We start from the raw sequence: 20,298 nt of genomic DNA, 5'->3' as shown, positions 1-20,298 counted from the left end.
ATAGGCCTTCTCCCTGTAAAAACGACTCCCCGCGTTCGGTTCGAGAGCGAGACCTATCCGCTACAGGTCGACGTCGCTGTCATCAGCGTCTTCTGACCCGGCGAGATACAGGCGCAGAACGAGCGCGACAACTGCGACGACACCGAGCACCGCGAGCGCGAGGCGACCGACACTGGGGCCGCTGCCGTCTTCTGTATCTGTTTCGTTGCTCGACCCGTCCGTCCGCGACCACTGTGATTTGCTGTCTGATTCGTCGTCATCGTCGCCAGCGCTGAACGGAGCGTTCGCAGTGAACTCCGCACCGTCGAGATGTACTTCGAGGAAGGTGAATTCTGCCATACTAACAGTTCGACGCCCCGACTATTAGCCGTGGCGGTACCATGGCCACGCTGAGATGTCCTAGACCGTATGCCGTCCGTTGTTTTCATGACCACGGGGCAATTATCTCGTGTATGGACACACGACGACGAGAGTTTCTCGAATCGCTGCTGACAACGCCCGGCCCGTCTGGATACGAGGCCGACAGCCAGCGGGTGTGGCTCGACTACGTCAGCGAGTTCGCCGACGAGGTCCGAACGGACGACTACGGGAACGCCGTCGCGAAGGTCGAGGGCGGCGATACGACCGTTGCGCTCGCGGGCCACGGTGACGAAATCGGGTTCATCGTTCGAGACTTCACGGACGACGGCTTCGTCAAACTGGGCCGCATCGGCGGCTCTGACAAGACCGTCTCCCGCGGGCAACACGTCACCATTCACACGGCAGACGGCCCCGTCTCGGGCGTCGTGGGACAGACCGCGATTCACCTCCGGGATTCGGACGACGATTCGGTCCCCGAAATCTCCGAACAGTACGTCGACGTGGGTGCAGCGGACGGCGACGAGGTGGAATCACTCGTCGACCGCGGCGACCCAGTGACGTTCGTCCAGACGCTGAGCGAACTGGAGAACGGCCGCCTTGCCGCACGGGGGATGGACAACCGTATCGGTATCTGGGCGGCCGCCGAGGGCCTCCGCCGCGCGGCAGAATCAGACCCGGACGCGACGGTGTACGCTGTCTCGACAGTACAGGAGGAAGTCGGCGTACAGGGGGCGAAGATGGTCGGGTTCGACCTCGCGCCGGACGTGGCCATCGCGGCGGACGTGACGCACGCAACAGACGCACCGGGTTCGCCCGGCAAGGCCGCGACGGGTGTGGATCTCGGCGAGGGACCGGTCGTCGCCCGCGGGAGCGCGAACCATCCGGTCGCCGTCGACGCTCTTCGAGAGACGAGCGAGGCCGAGGACATCGATATCCAGTTGCAGGCGGCGGGCACTCGAACCGGGACCGATGCGGACGCATTCTACACCTCACGTGGTGGGATTCCATCGGTCAACGTCGGGCTGCCGAACCGCTACATGCACACGCCGGTCGAGGTCATCGATCCCGACGACCTCGACACGCTTGCAGACCTGCTCGCTGGCTTCGCCGTCCGAGCGGCCGAGCGAGCGCCGTTTAGCGTCGACGTGTAGGATAGCGGCACGGTCTCACGTGCCATCAGACAAACGGTACGTTTAAGCGGCCATCACTATCCAAACCGTACATGAGTGGACGACCGCTAGATGTACTCGAAGCGTCCCTCGGTGAGACAGTCACCGTACAGCTGAAGGGTGGCGAACTGTTCGAGGGGGAACTCACTGGCTACGACCAACACATGAACCTCGTCGTCGAGGATGAAGACACAACGATTATACGCGGCGATAACGTCGTCTCAATTACTCCATGACTGGCGCAGGAACTCCGAGTCAGGGCAAGAAAAACACCACGACGCACACGAAGTGTCGACGGTGTGGTGAAAAGTCGTATCACACGAAAAAGAAGGTCTGCTCGTCGTGCGGTTTCGGCAAGTCGGCCAAGCGGCGTGACTACGAGTGGCAGTCGAAAGCGGGCGAATAACACACCCAACACAAATGCACGAGAAGTGCGGCGTTGTTGGCATCTCTCTGGAGGACCGTGACGCCGCCCGACCGCTTTACTACTCCTTGTACGCGCTCCAGCACCGCGGCCAGGAATCGGCCGGTATCGTCACCCACGACGGGTTCCAGCAGTACAGCCACGTCGAGATGGGACTCGTCGGTGACGCGTTCGACCCCGGCGATCTAGAGGCGCTCAACGGCTCAAACGGTATCGGCCACGTCCGATACCCAACCGCCGGGAGCGTCAACGCCTGCTGTGCCCAGCCGTTCTCCGTCTCGTTCAAATCGGGGTCGCTGGGCCTGTCCCACAACGGGAATCTCGTCAACGCCGACGAGATCGGCGACGAACTGGCCGACCTCGGCCACGCCTTCACGTCCGACGGCGACACCGAGGTCATCGCCCACGACCTCGCGCGTAATCTCCTCGAGGAGGATCTGGTTCGGGCCGTCAAGCGAACGATGAACCGCATCCACGGGTCGTACTCGCTGACCATCATGCACGACGAGACGGTCCTCGGCGTGCGCGACCCGCAGGGGAACCGACCGCTGTGTATCGGGGAACTCGAGGACGGCTACGTCCTCGCTTCCGAGTCGGCCGCCATCGACACGCTCGACGGCGAACTGATCCGGGACGTCAAACCCGGCGAACTCGTCGTCTTGCACGCCGACGGCACCGGCTACGACACCTATCAGCTCGTCGAACCCGAGAACACGGCCCATTGCTTCTTCGAACACGTCTACTTCGCGCGACCGGACTCAACCATCGACGAGAACCTCGTCTACGAGGTCCGGCGCGAACTGGGCCGGAAACTCTGGGAGGAGTCCGGTGTCGAATCAGACGTGGTGTTGCCGGTGCCGGACTCCGGGCGCGCGTTCGCTTCCGGGTACGCCGAGGCCGCACAGGACGACGGCTCGGACATCGAGTTCGCCGAAGGGCTGATGAAAAACCGGTACGTCGGCCGCACGTTCATCATGCCGACGCAGGACGAACGCGAGCGGGCCGTTCGGCTGAAGCTCAACCCCATCAAGTCCACAATCGAGGGCAAAAGCGTCACCATCATCGACGACTCTATCGTCCGCGGGACCACCTCGACGCAACTGATCAAGTTGCTGAAAGACGCCGGGGCCGAGGAAGTCCACGTCCGCATCGGCGCGCCGCCAATCGTCGCGCCCTGTTACATGGGCATCGACATGGCCTCCCGCGATGAACTCATCGCTGGGAACCAGTCCGTCGACGAGATCCGCGAGGAAATCGAGGCGGACTCGCTGTCGTACCTCTCTATCGACGCCATCGCGGAGACGCTGGAGACGAGCCGGACTGACCTCTGTCTCGGCTGTGTCACCGGCGAGTATCCCTACGATATCGAGGGCGAGGCGACGGATCGGGACGTTGCCCGCCCGGATATCGGGACGCAGTCGAGCCCGGCCGACGACTAGCGTCGTCGGTGCTGCACAGCACTACATTTTTGCCCAGTCCGAGCGAGGAGTCGCCAATGTCAGGGCCGTCCTTCCTCGCAACCGATCGAACCGCCCTCCGGTCCCCGGAACGAGACGACCTTGACTGGATACAGCGCGTCTTTCACGACGAGAAGGTCTGGGGGCTGGGGACGTACGCCCGCCCGCCGACCGGCGACCAGATGGAGACCTACTACAAAGAGACGCTTTCCGATGAGGACTCGGTCCATCTGCTGGTCTGTGTCGACCCGGCCGGGAGTCCGGGCCCAGTCGAGGACCGAACCGAGCCGGTCGGACTTGTCGCCATGACGGACCACGACCCGGAGCGGGGCACAGCCGAACTGGCCTACTGGCTCGACCCGGACGCCTGGGGGCAGGGGTACGCCACCGAGGCGGCGAGCAGGCTAGTCCAGTATGGCTTCGACCAGCGGGCGCTCCGGAAATGGTCGGCAAAGATTGTGGGCGGAAACGACCGCTCCGTCGCGGTGGTCGAACGCCTGGGATTCAAGAAAGAAGGCACCCACCGGGCGGAGTGGCATCTCGACGGCGCGTGGCGAGACATGTTGTGGTTCGGCCTGCTACGAACAGAGCGCGAGTAAGCTTACCAGACCAGATACAGCATCACGTACACGATGATACCCATCGAGAAGGAGATCAGCCACAGGCTTGCGGCCAGTTTCCCGGCCCGCGGGTGGTTCGTCGACGACAGTTCCGAGGCGGGGTACGTGTAAGCCAGCAGCAAGACGTAGTACACCGCCGGGATGGCGATGATGGCAAGCAGGATGTGGACGGCGAGGAAGGGCAGGTAAAAATATGTCTCGACGACTGATGGCCCGGTGAAGTCCGTCGGCCCTGCAAGTGTTATCCGGTAGAGGTACAGTACGAGAAACAGAGCGAACAGTCCGAACGAGGAGAGCATCAGCTTCCGGTGTCGGGCGACGTCGCCGCGGCGGATCGCTCGGATACCGCCGACGATTGTGCCGATAGCGAGGGCGCTGACCACGGCGTTGGCGTGGGGGATCGCCCCGAGAACGCTCGCGGGTGCAGCGGGGAGCGCCGATCGGGGAATCGCCCCGAGAACGGCTCCGAACACGAGCGCGAGCGACACGACCGTCAACAGGCCAGTGAGTGCTGGCACGCGATACCGAGCCTGAAGATCCATACCACAACTCCGGCCTGGATGCAAAATACGGTTTCGAGTCACGTACGGCGAGGCGGGGTCGCTACGTGGTTTTCGCTGCCGGCCGCTTGACGTCGGTGACGTTCAGCCGGACCCGCTCCGTTGATTCGTTGGAGAGGGCGATTTCCCACCCGTGGCCCTGTGCGATTTCCCACCCGTGGCCCTGTGCGATTTCCCGGATCACGGCGAGGTGGAGCCCGACCCCCTCGTCACTGGAGGCGTAATAGAGTTCAAACGGCCCTTTGTTCCCCGCCTCCAGCGGGACACCGTCGTATTCGAGGGCGAATCCGTCAGCCGTGTCGGTGACGGTTATTTTGCCGGTGTCGCCCTGCTCCATGGCGAGCCGGAAGAAGTTTTCCGCAAGCTGACACAGCCGGTTGCCATCGGCCAGTATCGTCTCGGTACAGTCGATTTCGATGGTCGACCCACCGGTGTCGACCGTCGTCCAGGCGTCCGCCATCACGTCGGAGAGCGTGACTGGCTCGACGGTGTACTGTCTGCCGCCCTGTCGAGCGATTTCCATGAGATCGTCGATGAGAAACGACATACGGGTGTGGCTGCGCTGGATGGCGTCGAACTCCTCGGCGGCGTGTTCAGTGGCTAGCAGTTCGACCCGTCCCATCGCTGCCTGAAGCGGGTTCCGGAGTTCGTGTGAGATGATCTGTGCGAGCTCACGGAGCCGCTCTTTCTGTCGTTCCAATTCCGTCGTCCGCTGCTGGAGCGCGTCTTTCGTCTGGCTCGCGTCGATAGCCAGCGCGATATTGTGGCCGACCTCTCTGAACGTATCCTGTTCTTCCGTGTCGAAGATATCGACACGGTCGGCGTACACTCCGAGGACGCCGTACGACGCCCCATCGTACACCAGCGGGACAGCGAGAACTCGGGAACAGTCTGTCTCCAGTGCGTCTGTGTCATCCGCGACCGTTGCTGGGTCGATGTCTGCAACGACCAGTCGGTCCTCCGACTCGGCCCGCCGCAACGGTTCCGGTGCAGTGATGGAGACGTGGTCACGCTGTGACCCCAGCGCTCGAACGACCGGTCTGTCGTGCTGACAGGTCACCGTACAGGCCTCGCTGTATCTAGCCGTGCCCGCCAGAACCGCCGTGATATCGCGTTCGATATCCATCCGTGACTGTGAGCGGACGAGGGCCTGATTGACCAGCCGGACGGCCTCGTTGAGCTGTTTTCGCTTGTTCGCCCGTTGGCGGGCGGGGCTGGACGCGACGGCGGCGTCGACCTGTGCCAGCAGTCGCTGGTGGGCGTCGTTCACGGTACTCGGAACGTAGCCGAACACGTCGCGGCTGTACGCTTCGCGGGCGATATCGCCGTTTGTCACCTCAGCGAAAAGGACCACCGGGAGCTCGGGATGGCTCTCCCGCAGTCGTTCGATAACGGTCAGCCCACCGAGATACTGCGTCCCGTCCAGGTTCTCCACTTCGCAGTTCGTGACGACGCAGTCCGCGTCATAATCGCCGAGTGCACACTCCAAATCACGAACCCCGTCGAACTCGTGAACGGTGAGACCACTGTCCCGGAGCATCGAAATCGCGGCCCTGTCCTGACTTGGACTGCGGACAAACAGGACGGTGGGCTGTGACTTCATCACCTTTCCGAGGAGATACATACATAAAGAAGTTACACCCTAACTATCGTCACTGATGACATTTCCCGCCACAGCGACGCTCTCTCCGAATTCAGGGGACGATTTATACACGTGGCACCGAATTCTCTGCTGATGGCACAATCGGGACTGCAAACCCATCAGACCCAGTCGGCAGTCATCGATGCGATGCACTCACTTATTGACAGTGCCGAGGAGAGTCTCACGATCGCGGTCCCAAAATCGGCCCTCCATGAGTTTGTGCCGCAACTCGGCGCAGCTATCGAGCGGGATGTATTGGTGTTGTTACTGGTCCATGGCGATGAGACAGCACCAACACCCGCATACGACGATATTGCCACGGCGGTGCGGACAATCGAGAGCGGCATTACCCCACTGCTCGTGACCGCTGATATGCAGCGCGGACTCACGGGGCATTCCGAACTGCTGACTAATTCGATGGCGGACTATCAGGCGACCGAATTCGATAACGAAAACCTCGCACACGATGAGTTCACGATGTTCCTCGGGAGCCACTGGCTGATGGGAACGGAATGCTACATCGCCGACGTCTGTGTGTTCCCGCGGACGTTTTCGGCGTTCCAGTTCGCGGTGCTTGCGGCGGCGCTGGCGCTGCGCGAGGGCACGCCGATCACCGCTCGCGCCCGGGTACTCTCGACGGCGGACCGCACTGAGACGACGATATCAGGACCGGTAATAAACGCCCGGCAGAGTATCGTCTATCCCGCATCGAGTAAGAACCCGGCCGAACGGTCGCTCACCATCGAAACCGATTCGGGACCGGTCACCGTCGGCGGCTCAGGTGCGACGAGAGAAGTCTACGAGTGTCGCGAAATCACGCTGGACAGGGGTGATGAGCAATAACGAAGCGGGAAACGTGCCGACAGTGCGGAAAAATCAGCAGTGGTGTGCCGACCGTCGCTACTGGAAGGTTCGGCTAGCCGTGCTCTCCTCGGTGACGCCGGGTTCGGCCCGGTCGAAGCGCTGTTCGATCTCGTCGTAGCGCTCGCGGGTCTCCTCGGTGACGCTGGGGCCGACTTCTTCGAGCGCGTGCTCAAAGTGGTCCATCGTCACACGGACGTTGCTGACACTGTCGCCGATCTCCTCGGGGTCCACGCTGTTGATGAACTCCCGGGTCGCGGCCATCGACGCCTCGCGGGCGACCGCTTCGATGTCTGCGCCGACGTAGCCGTCCGTTCGGCTGGCCAGTTGGTCGAGATCGACGCCGTCGGCCAGCGGCTTGTCGCGAGTGTGAACCTGGAAGATAGCGCGCCGGGCTTCCTCGTCCGGGACGGGCACGTGGACGTGCCTGTCGAGTCGGCCGGGGCGCAGGAGCGCGTCGTCGATGAGGTCCGGCCGGTTCGTGGTCGCGACGACGACGACGTTTTCCATGTCCTCGATGCCGTCTAGCTCCGTCAGGAGCTGGGAGACGACGCGCTCGCCGACGCCGGAGTCGGTCGTGCCGCCGCCACGTTCGCCGGCGATGGAGTCGATCTCGTCGAAGAACACCACGGTCGGGGCGTTCTCGCGGGCCTTGCTGAACACTTCGCGGACGCCCTTCTCGGACTCGCCGACGAACTTGTTCAGGAGTTCCGGTCCCTTCACGGAGATGAAGTTGGACTGGGCCTCGTTGGCGACGGCTTTCGCCAGCAGCGTCTTCCCGGTGCCGGGCGGGCCGTACATCAGCACGCCCTTTGCGGCTTCCAGATCCATCGACTCGAACACGTCCTCGTACTCCAGCGGCCACTGGATGGTCTCCCGGAGCCGCTCCTTGGTACCTTCGAGGCCACCGACGGAGTCCCAGGTAACGTCCGGGACTTCGACGAAGACCTCCCGGAGCGCGGAGGGCTCGATGCCCTTCATCGCCTCGCGGAAGTCCGTATCGCTGATCTCCAGCCGTTCCAGTACCTCGGCGTCGATCTCGTCGGATTCGAGGTCGAGTTCGGGGCGGATACGTCGGAGTGCGTTCATCGCACTCTCTTTCGTGAGGGAGGCGAGGTCAGCGCCGACGAAGCCGTGGGTGTTCTCGGCGTAGTTCTCGATGTTGATCTCCTCGGAGAGGGGCATCCCGCGGGTGTGGACCTGCAGGATCTCCTTGCGACCCTCCTTGTCCGGGACACCGATCTCGATCTCGCGGTCGAAGCGGCCACCACGGCGCAGCGCCGGGTCGATGGCGTCGACGCGGTTCGTCGCCCCGATGACGATGACCTGCCCGCGCTCTTCGAGCCCGTCCATCAAGCTGAGTAGCTGGGCGACGACGCGGCGTTCCACGTCGCCCTGGGTCTCGCCGCGCTTCGGGGCGATAGAGTCGATCTCGTCAATGAAGACGATAGCGGGGGAGTTCTCCGAGGCCTCGTCGAAGATCTCGCGGAGTTGCTCCTCGCTCTCGCCGTAGTACTTCGACATGATCTCCGGGCCGGAGATAGTGGTGAAGTAGGCGTCGATCTCGTTTGCGACAGCCTTGGCCATCAGCGTCTTCCCGGTGCCGGGCGGGCCGTGCAGGAGGACGCCCTTCGGCGGCTCGATACCGAGCTGCTGGAACAGTTCGGGGTGGCGCATCGGCAGCTCGATCATCTCACGGACCTGTTCGAGCTCGCGGTCGAGGCCGCCGATGTCCTCGTAGGTCACGTCAGGCGTGTCGCGGGCTTCGGGTGCGCCCTCGCCGCTGTGGACCTGCTCGGCGGGCATCTCGCTGACCTGTATGTCTGTGGAGTCGGTCACGACGACCGTCCCGGAGGGCTCGGTTTCGGCGATCTTCAGCGGGATCTTCTGGCCGGACATCGAGGAGAGCGGTCCGAGGCCGAAGCTCACCGGAACGGTCTGGCCCTGTGTGACGGCCTGACCGCTGAGGTTGTTCCGGATCATCGGGCCGACGTTGCCCCGAACCCGGAGGTTCTGGGGCAGCGCGACGGTGACCGAGGTCGCGGGGTTGACATCGGCCTTTTCGATGTTGACCGGGTCGTCGATACCGACGTTGGCTTCCTGACGAAGCTGCCCGTCAATGCGAACGATACCCTTCCCCTCGTCCTCGGGGTAGCCGGGCCAGACGCGGGCGACTGCGCGGCTGTCCTGTTTCCCTTCGAGAACGATGTAGTCGCCGTTCTCGAGTTCGAGTTCGTCCATCGCGGCGCGGTCGATAGCCGCGAGGCCACGGCCGGCGTCTTTCTGTTTGAGTGGTTTGACAGTAAGTCTCATCAGTTATCTCCCTCGTCCTCTGACAGTTCGATAGTGAGAACCCCGTGATTGATAAACGCTCGTGCGTCACCGGCAGGGATCTCTTGTTCATGTTGATGGCCGTCAGCGACGACGATGACGGTCCCATCGACCACATCGACACTCGCATCGGCAGCGGGTCCCACGTCCGCCGCGAGCACGACGCTGTCGTCGTACTCGAATCGGCGGAGGGGCGTCTCGTCGAACAACTGCTGTTCTGAAGTCATGCTAACTCAAAGTAAGCGTGACAAGTATATAAACCTATCGCCGAAATACGCCGTACGGCGGGAAAATCTTGGGAGTTGCTTGAATGCGGTTCACACCCGTTCTGGGCGCGCCAATCCTTTATCCACACCGCTTCCGAACGGTGTTGCATGAACTGGATCGAGCACGACGGGCGAGTCACGGCGTACAGAGAGACGCAGTCTGCTACAGCGGGACCGACGGCGCTGTATGTTCACGGTAGCGGCGCGACACACCGCGTGTGGGGTCGACAGTACGCGCCCTCCGGACCGACTCATCCCGCTGTCGCGCTGGACCTGTCCGGGCACGGTGACTCCGACGACATCGACGCCGATGCCGGGATCACGACCCTCAACGCCTACGCGGACGACGTGGTCGCTGTAGGGCGGGAGACGGACGCGGACGTGCTGGTCGGTAATTCGCTGGGTGGGGCCGTCGCCCAGTGGGTGGCGCTGGAGCGGGACTGGACGCCCGCGGCAATAGTGTTGCTGGGGACCGGCCCCGAACTCCCGGTGTTTGAAGGACTGCAGGAGTGGCTCGCAACCGACTGGGACCGTGCTGTCGAGTTCTTACACGAACGGGACCGCCTGTTCCACGACACGGATCACGAGGCCCTCGCCCGCTCCCGCGAGCAGATGGCGGCGGTCGGGCAGGCCGTGACCCGGCGCGATTTCATGACCTGTCACGGATTCGACGTGCGAGACCGACTCGGCGAGATTGATATACCTGTGCTGGCCGTCTGTGGCGAGCACGACAAACTGACCCCGCGGGCGTATCACGAGACGCTGGCCCACGAGATCCCCGACGGGGAGGTGTCGTTCGTCCCCGACGCCGCACACCTCGCGATGGTCGAACAACCCGAGGCGTTCAACGACATTCTGAGAGAGTTCATCGAGGACACGGTCTGAGCGGGGCGCGACCTGTGAGGATTACTCTCCGGGGTAAACCCACGGTCCAAGCGCAAAGAACAGCAGCGCGATGGCGAGCATCGCCCGCGGCCCGGCCCGGAAGAACGCCATCGGTGCGATGACGGCGACGGCTTGTACAACACCCATCGGGATGGCGTATTTCGGCCCCGGCTTTGGATAGTCGAAGGGCGCGATCATCGCAAGCGAGAGACCGAGCGCACCGACACTCAGAACGAGCGGGTTCGTGATGCCGCTCAGATACGCCGTCGCGATGATGATACTCCCGAGCGTGTTTGGCATGCCCGGCCGTTCGTCGGGTGCGTCGAAATACGTCGAGTAGAACGCCGTCCTGACAATGGAACACACGACGTACGCAGAGGCGAGCAGGGCGAGGCCGACGAACACGGCTGGATGGGCGGATTCGATACCGCCGTAGGCGTCCGTCAACAGCACGTAGAGAAAGAGGCTCGGTGTCGCACCGAACGAAACCACGTCAGTCACGGAATCCAGCAGCGGGCCGACCGCCGAGCTGTCACCGTTCCGGGCAACGATCCCGTCGATTGCATCGGCGATGACCGCCAGCAGAATGAGGCGAGCGGCCAGATGGGGGTCAGTGAAGGCGATGGCTCCGGCGACGAACCCGACGACGGCGTTGAACAACGTCACCGTGTCGGCAACACTGAGTCGTCGGCGTACCTCGAAGCCCATGGTTTCCCGGTGTGCCAGGTCGTATATGAAGGACTCGAAAGCGAACGCTCCGCAGTGCCGCCCGGCGGTCCATCACTCGTCGGGGAGGTCGTGGCCGATGCGGAGGCGAGCAGCGGTGGCAAGCGTCCCGACGACAAGGATGACCAGCTCCCAGCCGCTCCGGGCGATGGGGAACACGCGGTCGACGGTTTCGGGTTCCGGCTGTCCCGGGTTGGGGTCGATGCCAGTACTCATCTGCACCTCGCTGGAGTTGCCCATCGACTGCGTGGTCGACCCGCCGCTCCCCCCCGTACCGGTGCCACCGGATGTCTGAGCGGGCGGGTCGGGCAGTTCGACGAACGTCTGGACGATGCCACGCTGGCTCGACAGCTCTAGGTGGCCGCTGAGCTGGTAGAACTGGTCGTACAGCGGCCAGAAGAGGTTCGCACCGCCCGTAATCAGGTCTAGGAGTACGTGACCAACCACGTACACCACGACGCAGAACCAGCTGACACGGACACCGTAGGCCCCCCAGCGGCCCCTGATATACGATTCGTCACGCACGTACAGGTCGACTCCAATGAGGAGCGCCAGCACTGCCGGGATGACGAGATTCGTCGTCGCAGCCCGGTGGCCGGCCTGCCAGTAGAGGCCGAGGAACGCGTCTACATCGGGGAATGTGACGACGAGTACCGACAGGAGCAGCGACCGCTTATCGAATGCAGCACCCAGCAGCGTTGCAGCAAGTAACCCCACAAAAGCGTAGTGAACCACCAGCGAAGGCATATAGATATCAACACGACCACAGAAATGAGCGTTGTGGTGGGCTCTATCAGAATCAGAAACTACCCCACCTGATTAATATGGCCACAGTAAATACATTGTCAGTGGGGAATCGGTGGGGTGGAGCGGCACCCACTATCACTTCTGTAGACAGGCTCGACACGTCGGGTTAAAACAACGAAAACGAGAACTGCTTAATCTGCCGTGATTTCTTGCTGTGTCGTGGCCGTCTCAGTCTTCATTGGGGCGACGAGCCTGTAGACCCCGTACAGGGCCAGGACCAGAAGGCCGGCCAAGACCAGCCCGGTCCGGAGCGTCGGATCGATCATCGGCGTCGCGATGATCTCGCCTGCGTCGTTCGTCAGCGGTGCCGCGCTGTAGGGCTTCCCCGCCAGTATCTCCACGATGCCGAGGACGACGACGCCCAGCAGCATCAATCCGCCGCTGAGTGCCATCGCCGCTTTGTCGATGACGGTGGTGTGTTGTTGCATTGGTGGTCACCTCGTTAACCGAGCAGGTACCTGAGTTTCGGGTGTCGTTTGACCAGTTTGGTCTTCTCGATGATCGCATCGAGGCCGTAGTAGCGACCGGTGGCCAGCACGATCATCGTCACGAACAGTAGTATGCCCATGAAGTCGCTGTTGACCAGCCCGTGGCCGAACTCCGCGTTGCCGATCCAGAACAGGGACATGAAGAAGACCCCGAACACGGAGGCGAGTCGGACCAGTGCGCCGACCATCAGCCCGAGCCCGATGAGCGTCTCGCCCAGCGGGACCATCGCCTGAATGACCCAGCCCAGGTATTCGCCCATCAGCACGGGGATCGGACCGAGTGCCGTGCCAGTCATCTGCTTGAGGTAGGTCGGCCCGTACGTGTAGGCCAGCCCGTTCTCGATGAGCTTCGTTACGCCTGCGTGGAAGAACCACCAGCCGGTTACGACACGCAGGAACGCCAGCCAGTACGCGGTCCAAGCCCCGCCGAGCTCGAGCTCGAAGTCGTCTGCCAGGGGGTTCGCCGCTTGATAGGACATCTGTGTCACCTCACATGTGAAGTTCCGCACCACGGTGGCATATAAGGGGAAGGGTGTTCTCACAGACTGAAAACCCATCTCAGCGGCTGAGAAGGGGAACATCAACGATTTAGCGTGTCCTCGCCCGTTCGGCTGTGGTTTTTTATTTGCTCCGGAGGGGAGGCACCCACTCACGGGCCACCGTGAGGTTCAAACCCTCTATGCGACTACGATACGACACCAATGGTACTCGAACTGACGGGCGAACACACCACGGCGCGAGTGATGGTCGATGACGAATCGCTCGTCGAGAGCGGGTGTCGGGAGCAGATCGAGACGCTCATCGACCATCCCGCGTTCACCGAACCGGTGCGGATCATGCCGGACACGCACTGGGGGGCCGGCGCACCCATCGGCTTCACGATGCCGCTGGGCGAGCGGGTCGTCCCGAACATCGTCGGCGTCGACGTTGGCTGTGGGATGGCCGCGACGAATCTCGGACCGGAACTCCCGCTGGAAGACGAAGAGCGCGAGCGTCGCGTCCGCGAAGCTGTCCCGATGGGGCGAAACGTTCACGACTACGACGACGCGGTCCACTTCGTGGAGGAGTTCCCGTTCGAGCGGGCCAACCGCGTCTTCGAGCAGTTCGACACGGCCTACGCCGAGCGGTTCGGCGAACACATCGATCCCGTGGAGTTCGACTTCGACGGCTACGACGAGGACTACTTCGAATCACTGTGTGACCGCGTGCTGGCGGATCAGCGCCAGGGCATGGGGTACATCATCAAGAGCGCGGGGACGCTGGGCGGCGGGAACCACTTCGTCGAGTTCGGCCAGGCACGCGAATCGGGCGACTACTGGCTGGTCATCCACAGCGGTTCCCGTTACCTCGGAAAGTCCGTCGCCGAGTACTGGCAGTCGACGGCGACGGACCGCCGGACCATCGGTGAGATCCGCGACCAGATTCCTGAGGAGTACGTCGAGTATCTAAAGTTCGACCCCGATACGGTCGAATCCCGAGACCTCTACGCCTGGGTCACCGGCGGCATGGGCGAGTCCTACATCCGGAAGGACCGTCTCCGCCGCGAACTGGACGGCAAGGAAATCGAGGACGCCTTCGACGCGCTGGGACAGGTCCAGGACGCCATCCACAGCAGCGACGACGAGGACCGCAACACGGACCTTGACTGGCTGGAAGGCCGCGAGGCCCACGGCTACCTCGTCGACATGCTGTTCGCCCAGCAGTACGCCCGCTGGAACCGCGAACTGATGAGCGATGCCGTCTGCGACGCACTCGACATCGACCCCATCGACCGCTTCCAGTCTATTCACAACTACATCGACTTCCGCGACCTCACCATCCGCAAGGGCGCGACTCCAGCCCGCGACGGCCAGCGGCTGCTCGTCCCGTTCAACATGGCCGACGGGTCGATTATCGCACGCGGGAAGGGCAACGACGAGTACCACCAGACAGCGCCACACGGTGCAGGCCGCGTGATGAGCCGGCGGCAGGCACACAGCGAGGTCGACATGGACGAGTTCGCCGAAGCGATGGACGGTATCTACTCGGAGTCTGTCATCAAAGGCGTCCGGGACGAAGCGCCGATGGCGTACAAGGACGCCGACGCGATACTCTCGGCCATCCAGCCGACTGCCGAGGTTGTCGAGTACGTCGACGCTGTCCACAATCTGAAGGCGACAGAGTAAGCATACCTGTTAGTCTGGCAGAAAGTGATTTGCACGCGAAGGCCTTGTGTCCTGTATGACCATTCTCGTGGCTATCGCCAACGATTCGGTCTCTCCGACAGTTATTGACACGGCGGTTCGCCTCGCCGACGGGCTTGACGAGGAACTGTACGTCGTCCACCTCGTCGACGAAGACACCGCTGACGGCACGGCCATGCAACTCCGGGACGAGATGCGTGACCGGTTCCGCGACGCCACCGTCGTGGCGACGGTCGCTATCGAACACGTCGGCCGGTCAGCAATGCGTTCGGGCACGCGGATCGGCAACGAACTGCTCGAACTCGCGGCTGACGTGGATGTTCAGCACATCGTCATGGGTCACGAGCCGAAGGGGCTGGCCGGGAGACTCCGGGAAGGCGACGCCGCAGTTGCTGTCATCGACGCCGCCGACGTGCCCGTTACTATCGTCCCGGAAGGTCCGTCCGACGTGTAGGCGTTCCGAAGGTCGTTACAGGCCCAGTTCTCGGCCGAGCACCATTCGCTGTATCTCGCTCGTTCCCTCGCCGATCTCCATGAGCTTCGCGTCCCGGTAGAACCGCTGCGGGGCGAAATCCGTCGTGTACCCGTAGCCGCCAAGCACCTGAACGGCGTCTTCGGCGACCTCACGACAGATTTCGCTGGCGTCGAGCTTTGCCAGCGACGACATGCGCGTCACGTCTTCGCCCTGGTCGTACATCGTCGCGGCCTTGTGGGTCAGCAGGCGGGCTCGCTCGATTTTGCGGTCCATCTCGACGATTTTGTCCCGGACAGCGTCGAACTTCGAGATGGGTCGGTCGAACTGCTCGCGTTCGGTAGCGTAAGATTTCGCGGCCTCGAAAGCACCCTGTGCTAGCCCCGTCGAGAGCGCGGCGATGGAGATGCGCCCACCGTTAAGCGTCTTCAGCGTCTGCGCCCAGCCGTCGCCCTCCTCGCCAAGCAGTCGATCCGCGGGAATCCGGCAGTCGTCAAACAGCAACTCGCAGGTCGGTGAGGCATTCAGGCCCATCTTGTCCCACTCGGTCGTCACTTCCCAGCCATCGTCTTCCGGGGCGACGATGAACGTCGAGATACCGTCGTAGCCGGTCTCTGGATCGGTGACGGCTTTGACTAGCACCGACCCGGCGACAGAAGCGTTCGTGATGAACTGCTTGGTGCCGTTGAGGACGTACTCGTCCCCGTCCCGCTCGGCTGTCGTGTCCATGTCGCTGGCGTCGCTCCCGCTGCCCGGCTCTGTGAGCGCCCAGCCGCCGAGCTGTTCGCCGGCGGCGAGTGGTGTGAGCCAGCGTTCTTTCTGTGCGTCCGTGCCGAACAGCTCTATCGGCTTGGCCCCGAGTGACGTGTGAGCCACGTACGAGAGTCCGATGCTCCCGGAGACGCGTCCGAGTTCCTCGGCGACGAGCGCGTACATTAGCGTGTCGCCACCGAGTCCGCCCCACTCCTCGCTGATCGGCACGCCCATCACGTCCAACTCGCCGAGTTCGTCGAATACCGCCGCCGGGAAACGGTGCTCCTCCTCGATCTCCTGGGCTATCGGCTCAATCTCGTTCTCGCAGAACTCGCGGACCGAATCTCGGATCATCCGGTGTTCGCTGGGAACGTCGAACTCCATACTCGACCTATGTTTTATGTTAATAAATACCACACGGGGCGGACGCAAGCCATTTGCCCGTCCATAGCCTTCCCTAAGGGGAATGGCGTTCCGGCGATTCCTCCGCGGGACGGTCCCCTGGGAGCAACTCGAAGGCGTGGTGCAGGCGGTAATCGAACGGTACGACGAGCCCGCGGCCCACGTGACGTTTCTGGAAGCGGAGAACTGGCTCTCGACGCCGCTGGTGGTCAACGATCAGTGGTTCGTGAAAGTCATCACGGGGCAGAACTCGCTGGTCCATACGCTGCTGACCGCCGGCCGCAACATCGGCGCGTTCTCGTCAGGCACGGAGGGCTTTTTCGAGCACTTCGGGACACCTTACGAGATGGCGGAACACGAACTCGCGGCAACCCAGCGGATGCGGGAGATCGGCGTCAACGCTCCCGAGCCCATCGAAGCCTTCGAGTACGACGGGATGGGAGTACTGGTACTTGAATACATTCCCGACTTCGAGCCGCTGGACGACCTACCGGCCGAAACCGTCGAGCGACATAGCCCGACGGTATTCGACTTCCTCCACCGGATGCACGAGGACGGTCTGGCCCACGGTGACTTCCGCTGTGAGAACGTACTCGTAGCCCACGACGACCTGTACTTCATCGACGCCACGAGCGTCCGCGAGGCGGCCATTAGTGACGCTCGCGCATATGACCTTGCGTGTGCGCTGGGTGCACTGGAACCGCTCATTGGTGCGCCGGCCGCTGTCTCCGCCGCCGCATGCCACTACGATACGTCCGAGTTGCTGGCCGCGGAGGAGTTCCTCGATTTCGTCAACATCCGCCCGGACCACGACTTCGCCGCCGCTGAAATCCGCGGAGCCGTTGAAAAACGCGCATAGGACGACCCGGAACGGCCTCAGTCCGCCGGCGTTGCCCCGCTGGCTCGGCTTCTGGCGACGACGCCGATACCGATCAGCACGACGGCCCCGCCGGCCACAGTCGACGGACCCGGTATCTCCGCGAGCAACAGCAACGCTAGCAGCGCGCTCCCGACCGGCTCGCCGAGCAGTGAGACGCTGACCATGCTGGATTCGACGTGTGCCAGCGCCCAGTTGAGGACGGTGTGGCCGAACACACCGGGACCGACGGCCATCGCGAGAAACAGCGCCCACTCTCGGGGTGGGTAGCCGGTCACGGGGTGTCCCGAGGCAACGACGAAGATGAAGAGACATACAGCGGCGACGCCGTAGACGACGGTCACGTAGGGAACGAGCGGGAACCGCTGGCGGAGCGAGCGCCCAGCGAGCACGTAGCCGGCAGCCATGACACCGCCGACGAGGGCCAAGGCGTTGCCGTACAGTGGACGCTGGCCGACGGTCCCGCTCCCGAGCAGTTCGCCGACAGACATCACGATGATACCGCCGATAGCGACCAGAATGCCCGCCGTCGTGCCACGCGTGACACGCTCGTCCAGCAGCGCCCACGCACCGACGGCGACGAACAGCGGCTGGCACTGGACCAACGTGACCGACGCCGCGACGCTCGTCCACGCCAGACTCTCGAACCACGCGGCGAAGTGCACTGCGAGCGCGACACCAGTCGCCGCAGCCGCCAGTACGTCTCGTCGAGCGAGCCGTCCGAACGCCGACCGATGCCGGCCTAGCGCCAGCGGCGCTAGCAGTACGGTCGTCAACAGGACGCGGTAGAACGCCGCCACGGACGCCGCGGCCCCGCTCCAGCGGACGAGAATCGCGCTCGTACTGACCGCGAGGACAGCGACAACCAGCCCGATTCGTGGGTCGATTCGCGGCTCAGTCACGCCGATTTCGCTCCATTATCGCGCGGAAATCTCACAGCCCCATCAACTACCGCAGCGACACGTCCACGCATCCTGTGGCAGTATCCGACACTGGGATAAAGAAACACCGGATACCATAGTCGGGCCCGTGCCGTCCGCGGGCAGGCCACGTTACCCTTCAAGCAGTTCCTTCGTCTGCTGATGGCGATACCGGAACATCGGTTCCATCCCGAGACAGCCAAAGGGGCCAAGCGCCTGTCCGAGCGGCCCGCCAGGCAGTTCGAACTCGACATGGTCGTGGACGAGCGTCTCCCTGTCGCTCAGCGCACGGAAGGTGTGCGTGTGCTCCCAGTGGGGGAACGGCCCTTCCTCCATTACGTCGCGGAACATCGCTTCGTCCTCGCCTTCTTCCCGGGCAACGATGTTCGAAACCCACCGCTGGCGCGGTGGCACACCGAACGGCTTGATCGAGGATTCGACGACAGACCCGGCGGTTAGTTCGTCGGGATTCGGTTCGCCGTCCGGTCCCCGCTCTTCCTCGATGCGGATGTTCATCCAGTCGGGGGTCAGTGCAACCAGGCCGTCGCCTGTCGCGTGGAATTTCCAGACCTCTGACAGCGGAGCTTCGACGCGGACCTGCCGCTCGTAAATGTCCATACACACAGTAGGGGAAGCGCCGGCAAAACACCCGCGGTAGCCGCGACTGATTCCGGAACGCGGTCAGGGCCAGATGCCGCCTTCCTCAGCCGCAGCGACGACGCGCTGGATGGCGACGACGTACATCGCGGTCCGGAAGTTTGGCGCGCCGGTCTCCTCGTAGGTCTCGACGAGGTCGTCAAACGCGTTCGTGATGATGGTCTCCAGTTCGCTGTTCACACGCTCCTCGGACCAGTAGAAGCGCTGGCGGTTCTGGACCCACTCGAAGTACGACACCGTGACGCCGCCGGCGTTGGCGAGGATGTCGGGGAACACAGCCACGTCACGGTCGCTGAGGACATCGTCCGCGTTCGGCGTTAGCGGGCCGTTCGCCGCCTCCACGACGATGTCGGCCTGCACATCCTGCGCGAGGTCGCCGTCGATGGCGTTTTCCAGCGCCGCCGGGACTAGCAGATCCACGTCCATCGTCAGCAGCTCTTCGTTCGTCAGCTCCTCCGTTGCGCCCTCGTAGCCGGTCAGCGACCCAGTCTCGCTCTTGAACGCCTTCGCGTCGCGTGCGTCGAGTCCGTCGGGGTTGTAGACGGCTCCCGAGGAGTCCGATACGGCGACGATGTTCGCGCCCAGATCCTCGATGAGCTTCGCCGCCACAGAGCCGGCGTTGCCGTAGCCCTGCACGGCCACCGTCGCGTCCGCCATGTCCTTCCCGAGATAGTCGAACGCTTCGCGTGCGGTGAGCATCACGGATCGGCCGGTCGCTTCGACGCGGCCCGCACTGCCCCCCGACTCCGGGGCTTTGCCGGTGATGACGCCGGGCTCGGTAGTGTTCTCCAGCGTCTCATATGTGTCTTTGATCCAGTTCATCTCGCGCTGGCCGGTGTTGACATCGGGGGCGGGGATGTCCTGGTCCTCGCCGATAATCGGGCGGAGTTCCTTCGCGAACGACCGCGTTATCCGTTCGATTTCGCTGGCCGAGTACTGTCGCGGGTCGATCTCGATGCCGCCTTTCCCGCCGCCGTAGGGGATGTTTACCGCAGCGCACTTGTACACCATCCAGCCAGACAGTGCCTTGACCTCGTCGCGTGTGACCTGTGGGTGATAGCGAATCCCACCTTTGTACGGCCCTCTGTCACCGTTAAACTGTGACCGGTAGGCACGAAACACCTCAACGGACCCGTCGTCCATCTCCACAGAGAGGTTCGCCTCCAGCACCCGCTCGGGGTGTTTCAGCCGCTCAAGCACGTCGGTCGAATATTCGAGATAGTCCGACGCGTCGTCGATCTGCTCCTGTAAACTCTCAAACGGGTTTACCTCAGGCGACATACAGTCAATATCTCAGACTGTGGGCAAAAGGGTACCGCCGTCCATGGGATTTTCCAGATGTCAATTACCTACAACGGACCTGATTAATCAGACGGGGTGTCTGCAACTGAATCGGCCACGGCGACACGATACGTTCGGGGTACTAGTCCAGTGAGAG

General features: G+C 63.1%; 23 protein-coding genes. 10 read left to right on the top strand and 13 right to left on the bottom strand.

Annotation, left to right across the window (positions count from 1 at the left end; all coding sequences use genetic code 11):
* Nucleotides 1-60 precede the first annotated feature (60 nt).
* Nucleotides 61-339: a hypothetical protein gene (locus tag IEY38_RS08735; protein WP_188977039.1), complete on the bottom strand. Its 279-nt coding sequence runs from the start codon at nt 337-339 to the stop codon at nt 61-63.
* Nucleotides 340-452: 113 nt separating this feature from the next.
* On the opposite strand from IEY38_RS08735, the gene IEY38_RS08730 reads away from it, so the two are divergent.
* The 5 genes from IEY38_RS08730 to IEY38_RS08710 all read left to right on the top strand — a co-directional run bounded on the left by IEY38_RS08730 (nt 453) and on the right by IEY38_RS08710 (nt 4,009).
* A complete protein-coding gene (locus IEY38_RS08730) occupies nt 453-1,511 on the top strand; it encodes a M20/M25/M40 family metallo-hydrolase (RefSeq protein WP_188977037.1) in 1,059 nt (352 codons plus the stop codon).
* 71 nt (nt 1,512-1,582) lie between these two features.
* Complete coding sequence (locus IEY38_RS08725) at nt 1,583-1,765, top strand: LSM domain-containing protein (protein WP_004517917.1); 183 nt, start codon at nt 1,583-1,585, stop codon at nt 1,763-1,765.
* Entirely contained in the window at nt 1,762-1,935 is a 174-nt protein-coding gene (locus tag IEY38_RS08720) for a 50S ribosomal protein L37e (protein ID WP_004517916.1), read from the top strand. Before IEY38_RS08725 ends, IEY38_RS08720 begins: the two co-directional genes overlap by 4 nt.
* A 14-nt stretch (nt 1,936-1,949) precedes the next feature.
* On the top strand, nt 1,950-3,392 hold the full coding sequence (gene purF / locus IEY38_RS08715; protein WP_170096050.1) for an amidophosphoribosyltransferase: 1,443 nt from the start codon (nt 1,950-1,952) through the stop codon (nt 3,390-3,392).
* Between the two features lie 56 nt (nt 3,393-3,448).
* The gene (locus IEY38_RS08710; protein WP_188977035.1) at nt 3,449-4,009 is read left to right on the top strand and encodes a GNAT family N-acetyltransferase; all 561 of its coding nucleotides are present in this window, start codon (nt 3,449-3,451) and stop codon (nt 4,007-4,009) included.
* Nucleotides 4,010-4,011: 2 nt separating this feature from the next.
* Here IEY38_RS08710 and IEY38_RS08705 read toward each other — a convergent pair whose 3' ends face one another.
* Entirely contained in the window at nt 4,012-4,572 is a 561-nt protein-coding gene (locus tag IEY38_RS08705; RefSeq protein WP_188977033.1) for a DUF420 domain-containing protein, read from the bottom strand.
* Between the two features lie 61 nt (nt 4,573-4,633).
* Nucleotides 4,634-6,193 carry a hybrid sensor histidine kinase/response regulator gene (locus IEY38_RS08700; protein ID WP_188977031.1) on the bottom strand — a complete coding sequence of 520 codons (1,560 nt, stop codon included), beginning with the start codon at nt 6,191-6,193 and terminating at the stop codon, nt 4,634-4,636.
* A gap of 129 nt (nt 6,194-6,322) precedes the next feature.
* Here IEY38_RS08700 and IEY38_RS08695 point away from each other — a divergent pair, with 129 nt between their 5' ends.
* Nucleotides 6,323-7,075, top strand: a complete 753-nt coding sequence (locus tag IEY38_RS08695; RefSeq protein ID WP_188977361.1) for a TrmB family transcriptional regulator sugar-binding domain-containing protein — start codon at nt 6,323-6,325, stop codon at nt 7,073-7,075.
* 57 nt (nt 7,076-7,132) lie between these two features.
* Here IEY38_RS08695 and IEY38_RS08690 read toward each other — a convergent pair whose 3' ends face one another.
* Entirely contained in the window at nt 7,133-9,406 is a 2,274-nt protein-coding gene (locus IEY38_RS08690) for a CDC48 family AAA ATPase (RefSeq protein WP_188977029.1), read from the bottom strand.
* Nucleotides 9,406-9,651, bottom strand: a complete 246-nt coding sequence (locus IEY38_RS08685; RefSeq protein WP_005534511.1) for a DUF7127 family protein — start codon at nt 9,649-9,651, stop codon at nt 9,406-9,408. Before IEY38_RS08685 ends, IEY38_RS08690 begins: the two co-directional genes overlap by 1 nt.
* 147 nt (nt 9,652-9,798) lie before the next feature.
* Here IEY38_RS08685 and IEY38_RS08680 point away from each other — a divergent pair, with 147 nt between their 5' ends.
* Nucleotides 9,799-10,575: an alpha/beta fold hydrolase gene (locus IEY38_RS08680; RefSeq protein ID WP_188977027.1), complete on the top strand. Its 777-nt coding sequence runs from the start codon at nt 9,799-9,801 to the stop codon at nt 10,573-10,575.
* Nucleotides 10,576-10,596: 21 nt separating this feature from the next.
* Here the strand turns inward: IEY38_RS08680 and IEY38_RS08675 are convergent, their stop codons facing one another.
* The 4 genes from IEY38_RS08675 to IEY38_RS08660 all read right to left on the bottom strand — a co-directional run bounded on the left by IEY38_RS08675 (nt 10,597) and on the right by IEY38_RS08660 (nt 13,075).
* Nucleotides 10,597-11,283, bottom strand: coding sequence for a protein sorting system archaetidylserine synthase (locus IEY38_RS08675; RefSeq protein ID WP_188977025.1), 687 nt, complete (start codon nt 11,281-11,283; stop codon nt 10,597-10,599).
* A gap of 72 nt (nt 11,284-11,355) precedes the next feature.
* Nucleotides 11,356-12,048 (bottom strand): metal-dependent hydrolase, encoded by a 693-nt coding sequence (locus tag IEY38_RS08670; protein WP_188977023.1) that lies wholly within the window; start codon nt 12,046-12,048, stop codon nt 11,356-11,358.
* Between the two features lie 191 nt (nt 12,049-12,239).
* A complete protein-coding gene (locus IEY38_RS08665; RefSeq protein ID WP_058996015.1) occupies nt 12,240-12,536 on the bottom strand; it encodes a hypothetical protein in 297 nt (98 codons plus the stop codon).
* Nucleotides 12,537-12,550: 14 nt separating this feature from the next.
* Nucleotides 12,551-13,075 (bottom strand): DoxX family membrane protein, encoded by a 525-nt coding sequence (locus IEY38_RS08660; protein ID WP_005534519.1) that lies wholly within the window; start codon nt 13,073-13,075, stop codon nt 12,551-12,553.
* A gap of 222 nt (nt 13,076-13,297) precedes the next feature.
* On the opposite strand from IEY38_RS08660, the gene IEY38_RS08655 reads away from it, so the two are divergent.
* Both IEY38_RS08655 and IEY38_RS08650 read left to right on the top strand, forming a co-directional pair.
* A complete protein-coding gene (locus IEY38_RS08655) occupies nt 13,298-14,761 on the top strand; it encodes an RtcB family protein (protein ID WP_188977021.1) in 1,464 nt (487 codons plus the stop codon).
* Between the two features lie 55 nt (nt 14,762-14,816).
* Complete coding sequence (locus IEY38_RS08650) at nt 14,817-15,233, top strand: universal stress protein (protein ID WP_188977019.1); 417 nt, start codon at nt 14,817-14,819, stop codon at nt 15,231-15,233.
* A 15-nt stretch (nt 15,234-15,248) separates the two neighbouring features.
* On the opposite strand, the gene IEY38_RS08645 is transcribed toward IEY38_RS08650, so the two are convergent.
* Nucleotides 15,249-16,388, bottom strand: coding sequence for an acyl-CoA dehydrogenase family protein (locus IEY38_RS08645; protein WP_188977017.1), 1,140 nt, complete (start codon nt 16,386-16,388; stop codon nt 15,249-15,251).
* 82 nt (nt 16,389-16,470) lie between these two features.
* Between IEY38_RS08645 and IEY38_RS08640 the strand changes: the two genes are divergently transcribed.
* Nucleotides 16,471-17,265, top strand: a complete 795-nt coding sequence (locus IEY38_RS08640) for an RIO1 family regulatory kinase/ATPase domain-containing protein (protein WP_005534526.1) — start codon at nt 16,471-16,473, stop codon at nt 17,263-17,265.
* A 17-nt stretch (nt 17,266-17,282) separates the two neighbouring features.
* On the opposite strand, the gene IEY38_RS08635 is transcribed toward IEY38_RS08640, so the two are convergent.
* From IEY38_RS08635 to IEY38_RS08625, 3 genes are all read right to left on the bottom strand, one after another.
* Complete coding sequence (locus IEY38_RS08635; RefSeq protein WP_188977359.1) at nt 17,283-18,191, bottom strand: DMT family transporter; 909 nt, start codon at nt 18,189-18,191, stop codon at nt 17,283-17,285.
* A gap of 144 nt (nt 18,192-18,335) precedes the next feature.
* On the bottom strand, nt 18,336-18,821 hold the full coding sequence (locus IEY38_RS08630; protein WP_188977016.1) for an SRPBCC family protein: 486 nt from the start codon (nt 18,819-18,821) through the stop codon (nt 18,336-18,338).
* Between the two features lie 63 nt (nt 18,822-18,884).
* On the bottom strand, nt 18,885-20,141 hold the full coding sequence (locus IEY38_RS08625; protein ID WP_188977015.1) for a Glu/Leu/Phe/Val family dehydrogenase: 1,257 nt from the start codon (nt 20,139-20,141) through the stop codon (nt 18,885-18,887).
* Nucleotides 20,142-20,298: the final 157 nt, after the last annotated feature.

This window comes from Haloarcula sebkhae, assembly GCF_014647415.1.
Lineage (GTDB): Archaea > Halobacteriota > Halobacteria > Halobacteriales > Haloarculaceae > Haloarcula > Haloarcula sebkhae.
The sequence above is the reverse complement of the archived record's forward strand: the minus strand, read 5'-3'. Positions and strand labels throughout refer to the sequence as shown.

What these genes read in the sequence shown, in the direction of transcription:
- IEY38_RS08735 (WP_188977039.1), bottom strand. Translation starts at nt 339, where the DNA reads ATGGCAGAATTCACCTTCCTCGAAGTACATCTCGACGGTGCGGAGTTC.
- IEY38_RS08730 (WP_188977037.1), top strand. Translation starts at nt 453, where the DNA reads ATGGACACACGACGACGAGAGTTTCTCGAATCGCTGCTGACAACGCCC.
- IEY38_RS08725 (WP_004517917.1), top strand. Translation starts at nt 1,583, where the DNA reads ATGAGTGGACGACCGCTAGATGTACTCGAAGCGTCCCTCGGTGAGACA.
- IEY38_RS08720 (WP_004517916.1), top strand. Translation starts at nt 1,762, where the DNA reads ATGACTGGCGCAGGAACTCCGAGTCAGGGCAAGAAAAACACCACGACG.
- purF (WP_170096050.1), top strand. Translation starts at nt 1,950, where the DNA reads ATGCACGAGAAGTGCGGCGTTGTTGGCATCTCTCTGGAGGACCGTGAC.
- IEY38_RS08710 (WP_188977035.1), top strand. Translation starts at nt 3,449, where the DNA reads ATGTCAGGGCCGTCCTTCCTCGCAACCGATCGAACCGCCCTCCGGTCC.
- IEY38_RS08705 (WP_188977033.1), bottom strand. Translation starts at nt 4,572, where the DNA reads ATGGATCTTCAGGCTCGGTATCGCGTGCCAGCACTCACTGGCCTGTTG.
- IEY38_RS08700 (WP_188977031.1), bottom strand. Translation starts at nt 6,193, where the DNA reads ATGAAGTCACAGCCCACCGTCCTGTTTGTCCGCAGTCCAAGTCAGGAC.
- IEY38_RS08690 (WP_188977029.1), bottom strand. Translation starts at nt 9,406, where the DNA reads ATGAGACTTACTGTCAAACCACTCAAACAGAAAGACGCCGGCCGTGGC.
- IEY38_RS08685 (WP_005534511.1), bottom strand. Translation starts at nt 9,651, where the DNA reads ATGACTTCAGAACAGCAGTTGTTCGACGAGACGCCCCTCCGCCGATTC.
- IEY38_RS08680 (WP_188977027.1), top strand. Translation starts at nt 9,799, where the DNA reads ATGAACTGGATCGAGCACGACGGGCGAGTCACGGCGTACAGAGAGACG.
- IEY38_RS08675 (WP_188977025.1), bottom strand. Translation starts at nt 11,283, where the DNA reads ATGGGCTTCGAGGTACGCCGACGACTCAGTGTTGCCGACACGGTGACG.
- IEY38_RS08670 (WP_188977023.1), bottom strand. Translation starts at nt 12,048, where the DNA reads ATGCCTTCGCTGGTGGTTCACTACGCTTTTGTGGGGTTACTTGCTGCA.
- IEY38_RS08665 (WP_058996015.1), bottom strand. Translation starts at nt 12,536, where the DNA reads ATGCAACAACACACCACCGTCATCGACAAAGCGGCGATGGCACTCAGC.
- IEY38_RS08660 (WP_005534519.1), bottom strand. Translation starts at nt 13,075, where the DNA reads ATGTCCTATCAAGCGGCGAACCCCCTGGCAGACGACTTCGAGCTCGAG.
- IEY38_RS08655 (WP_188977021.1), top strand. Translation starts at nt 13,298, where the DNA reads ATGGTACTCGAACTGACGGGCGAACACACCACGGCGCGAGTGATGGTC.
- IEY38_RS08650 (WP_188977019.1), top strand. Translation starts at nt 14,817, where the DNA reads ATGACCATTCTCGTGGCTATCGCCAACGATTCGGTCTCTCCGACAGTT.
- IEY38_RS08645 (WP_188977017.1), bottom strand. Translation starts at nt 16,388, where the DNA reads ATGGAGTTCGACGTTCCCAGCGAACACCGGATGATCCGAGATTCGGTC.
- IEY38_RS08640 (WP_005534526.1), top strand. Translation starts at nt 16,471, where the DNA reads ATGGCGTTCCGGCGATTCCTCCGCGGGACGGTCCCCTGGGAGCAACTC.
- IEY38_RS08630 (WP_188977016.1), bottom strand. Translation starts at nt 18,821, where the DNA reads ATGGACATTTACGAGCGGCAGGTCCGCGTCGAAGCTCCGCTGTCAGAG.
- IEY38_RS08625 (WP_188977015.1), bottom strand. Translation starts at nt 20,141, where the DNA reads ATGTCGCCTGAGGTAAACCCGTTTGAGAGTTTACAGGAGCAGATCGAC.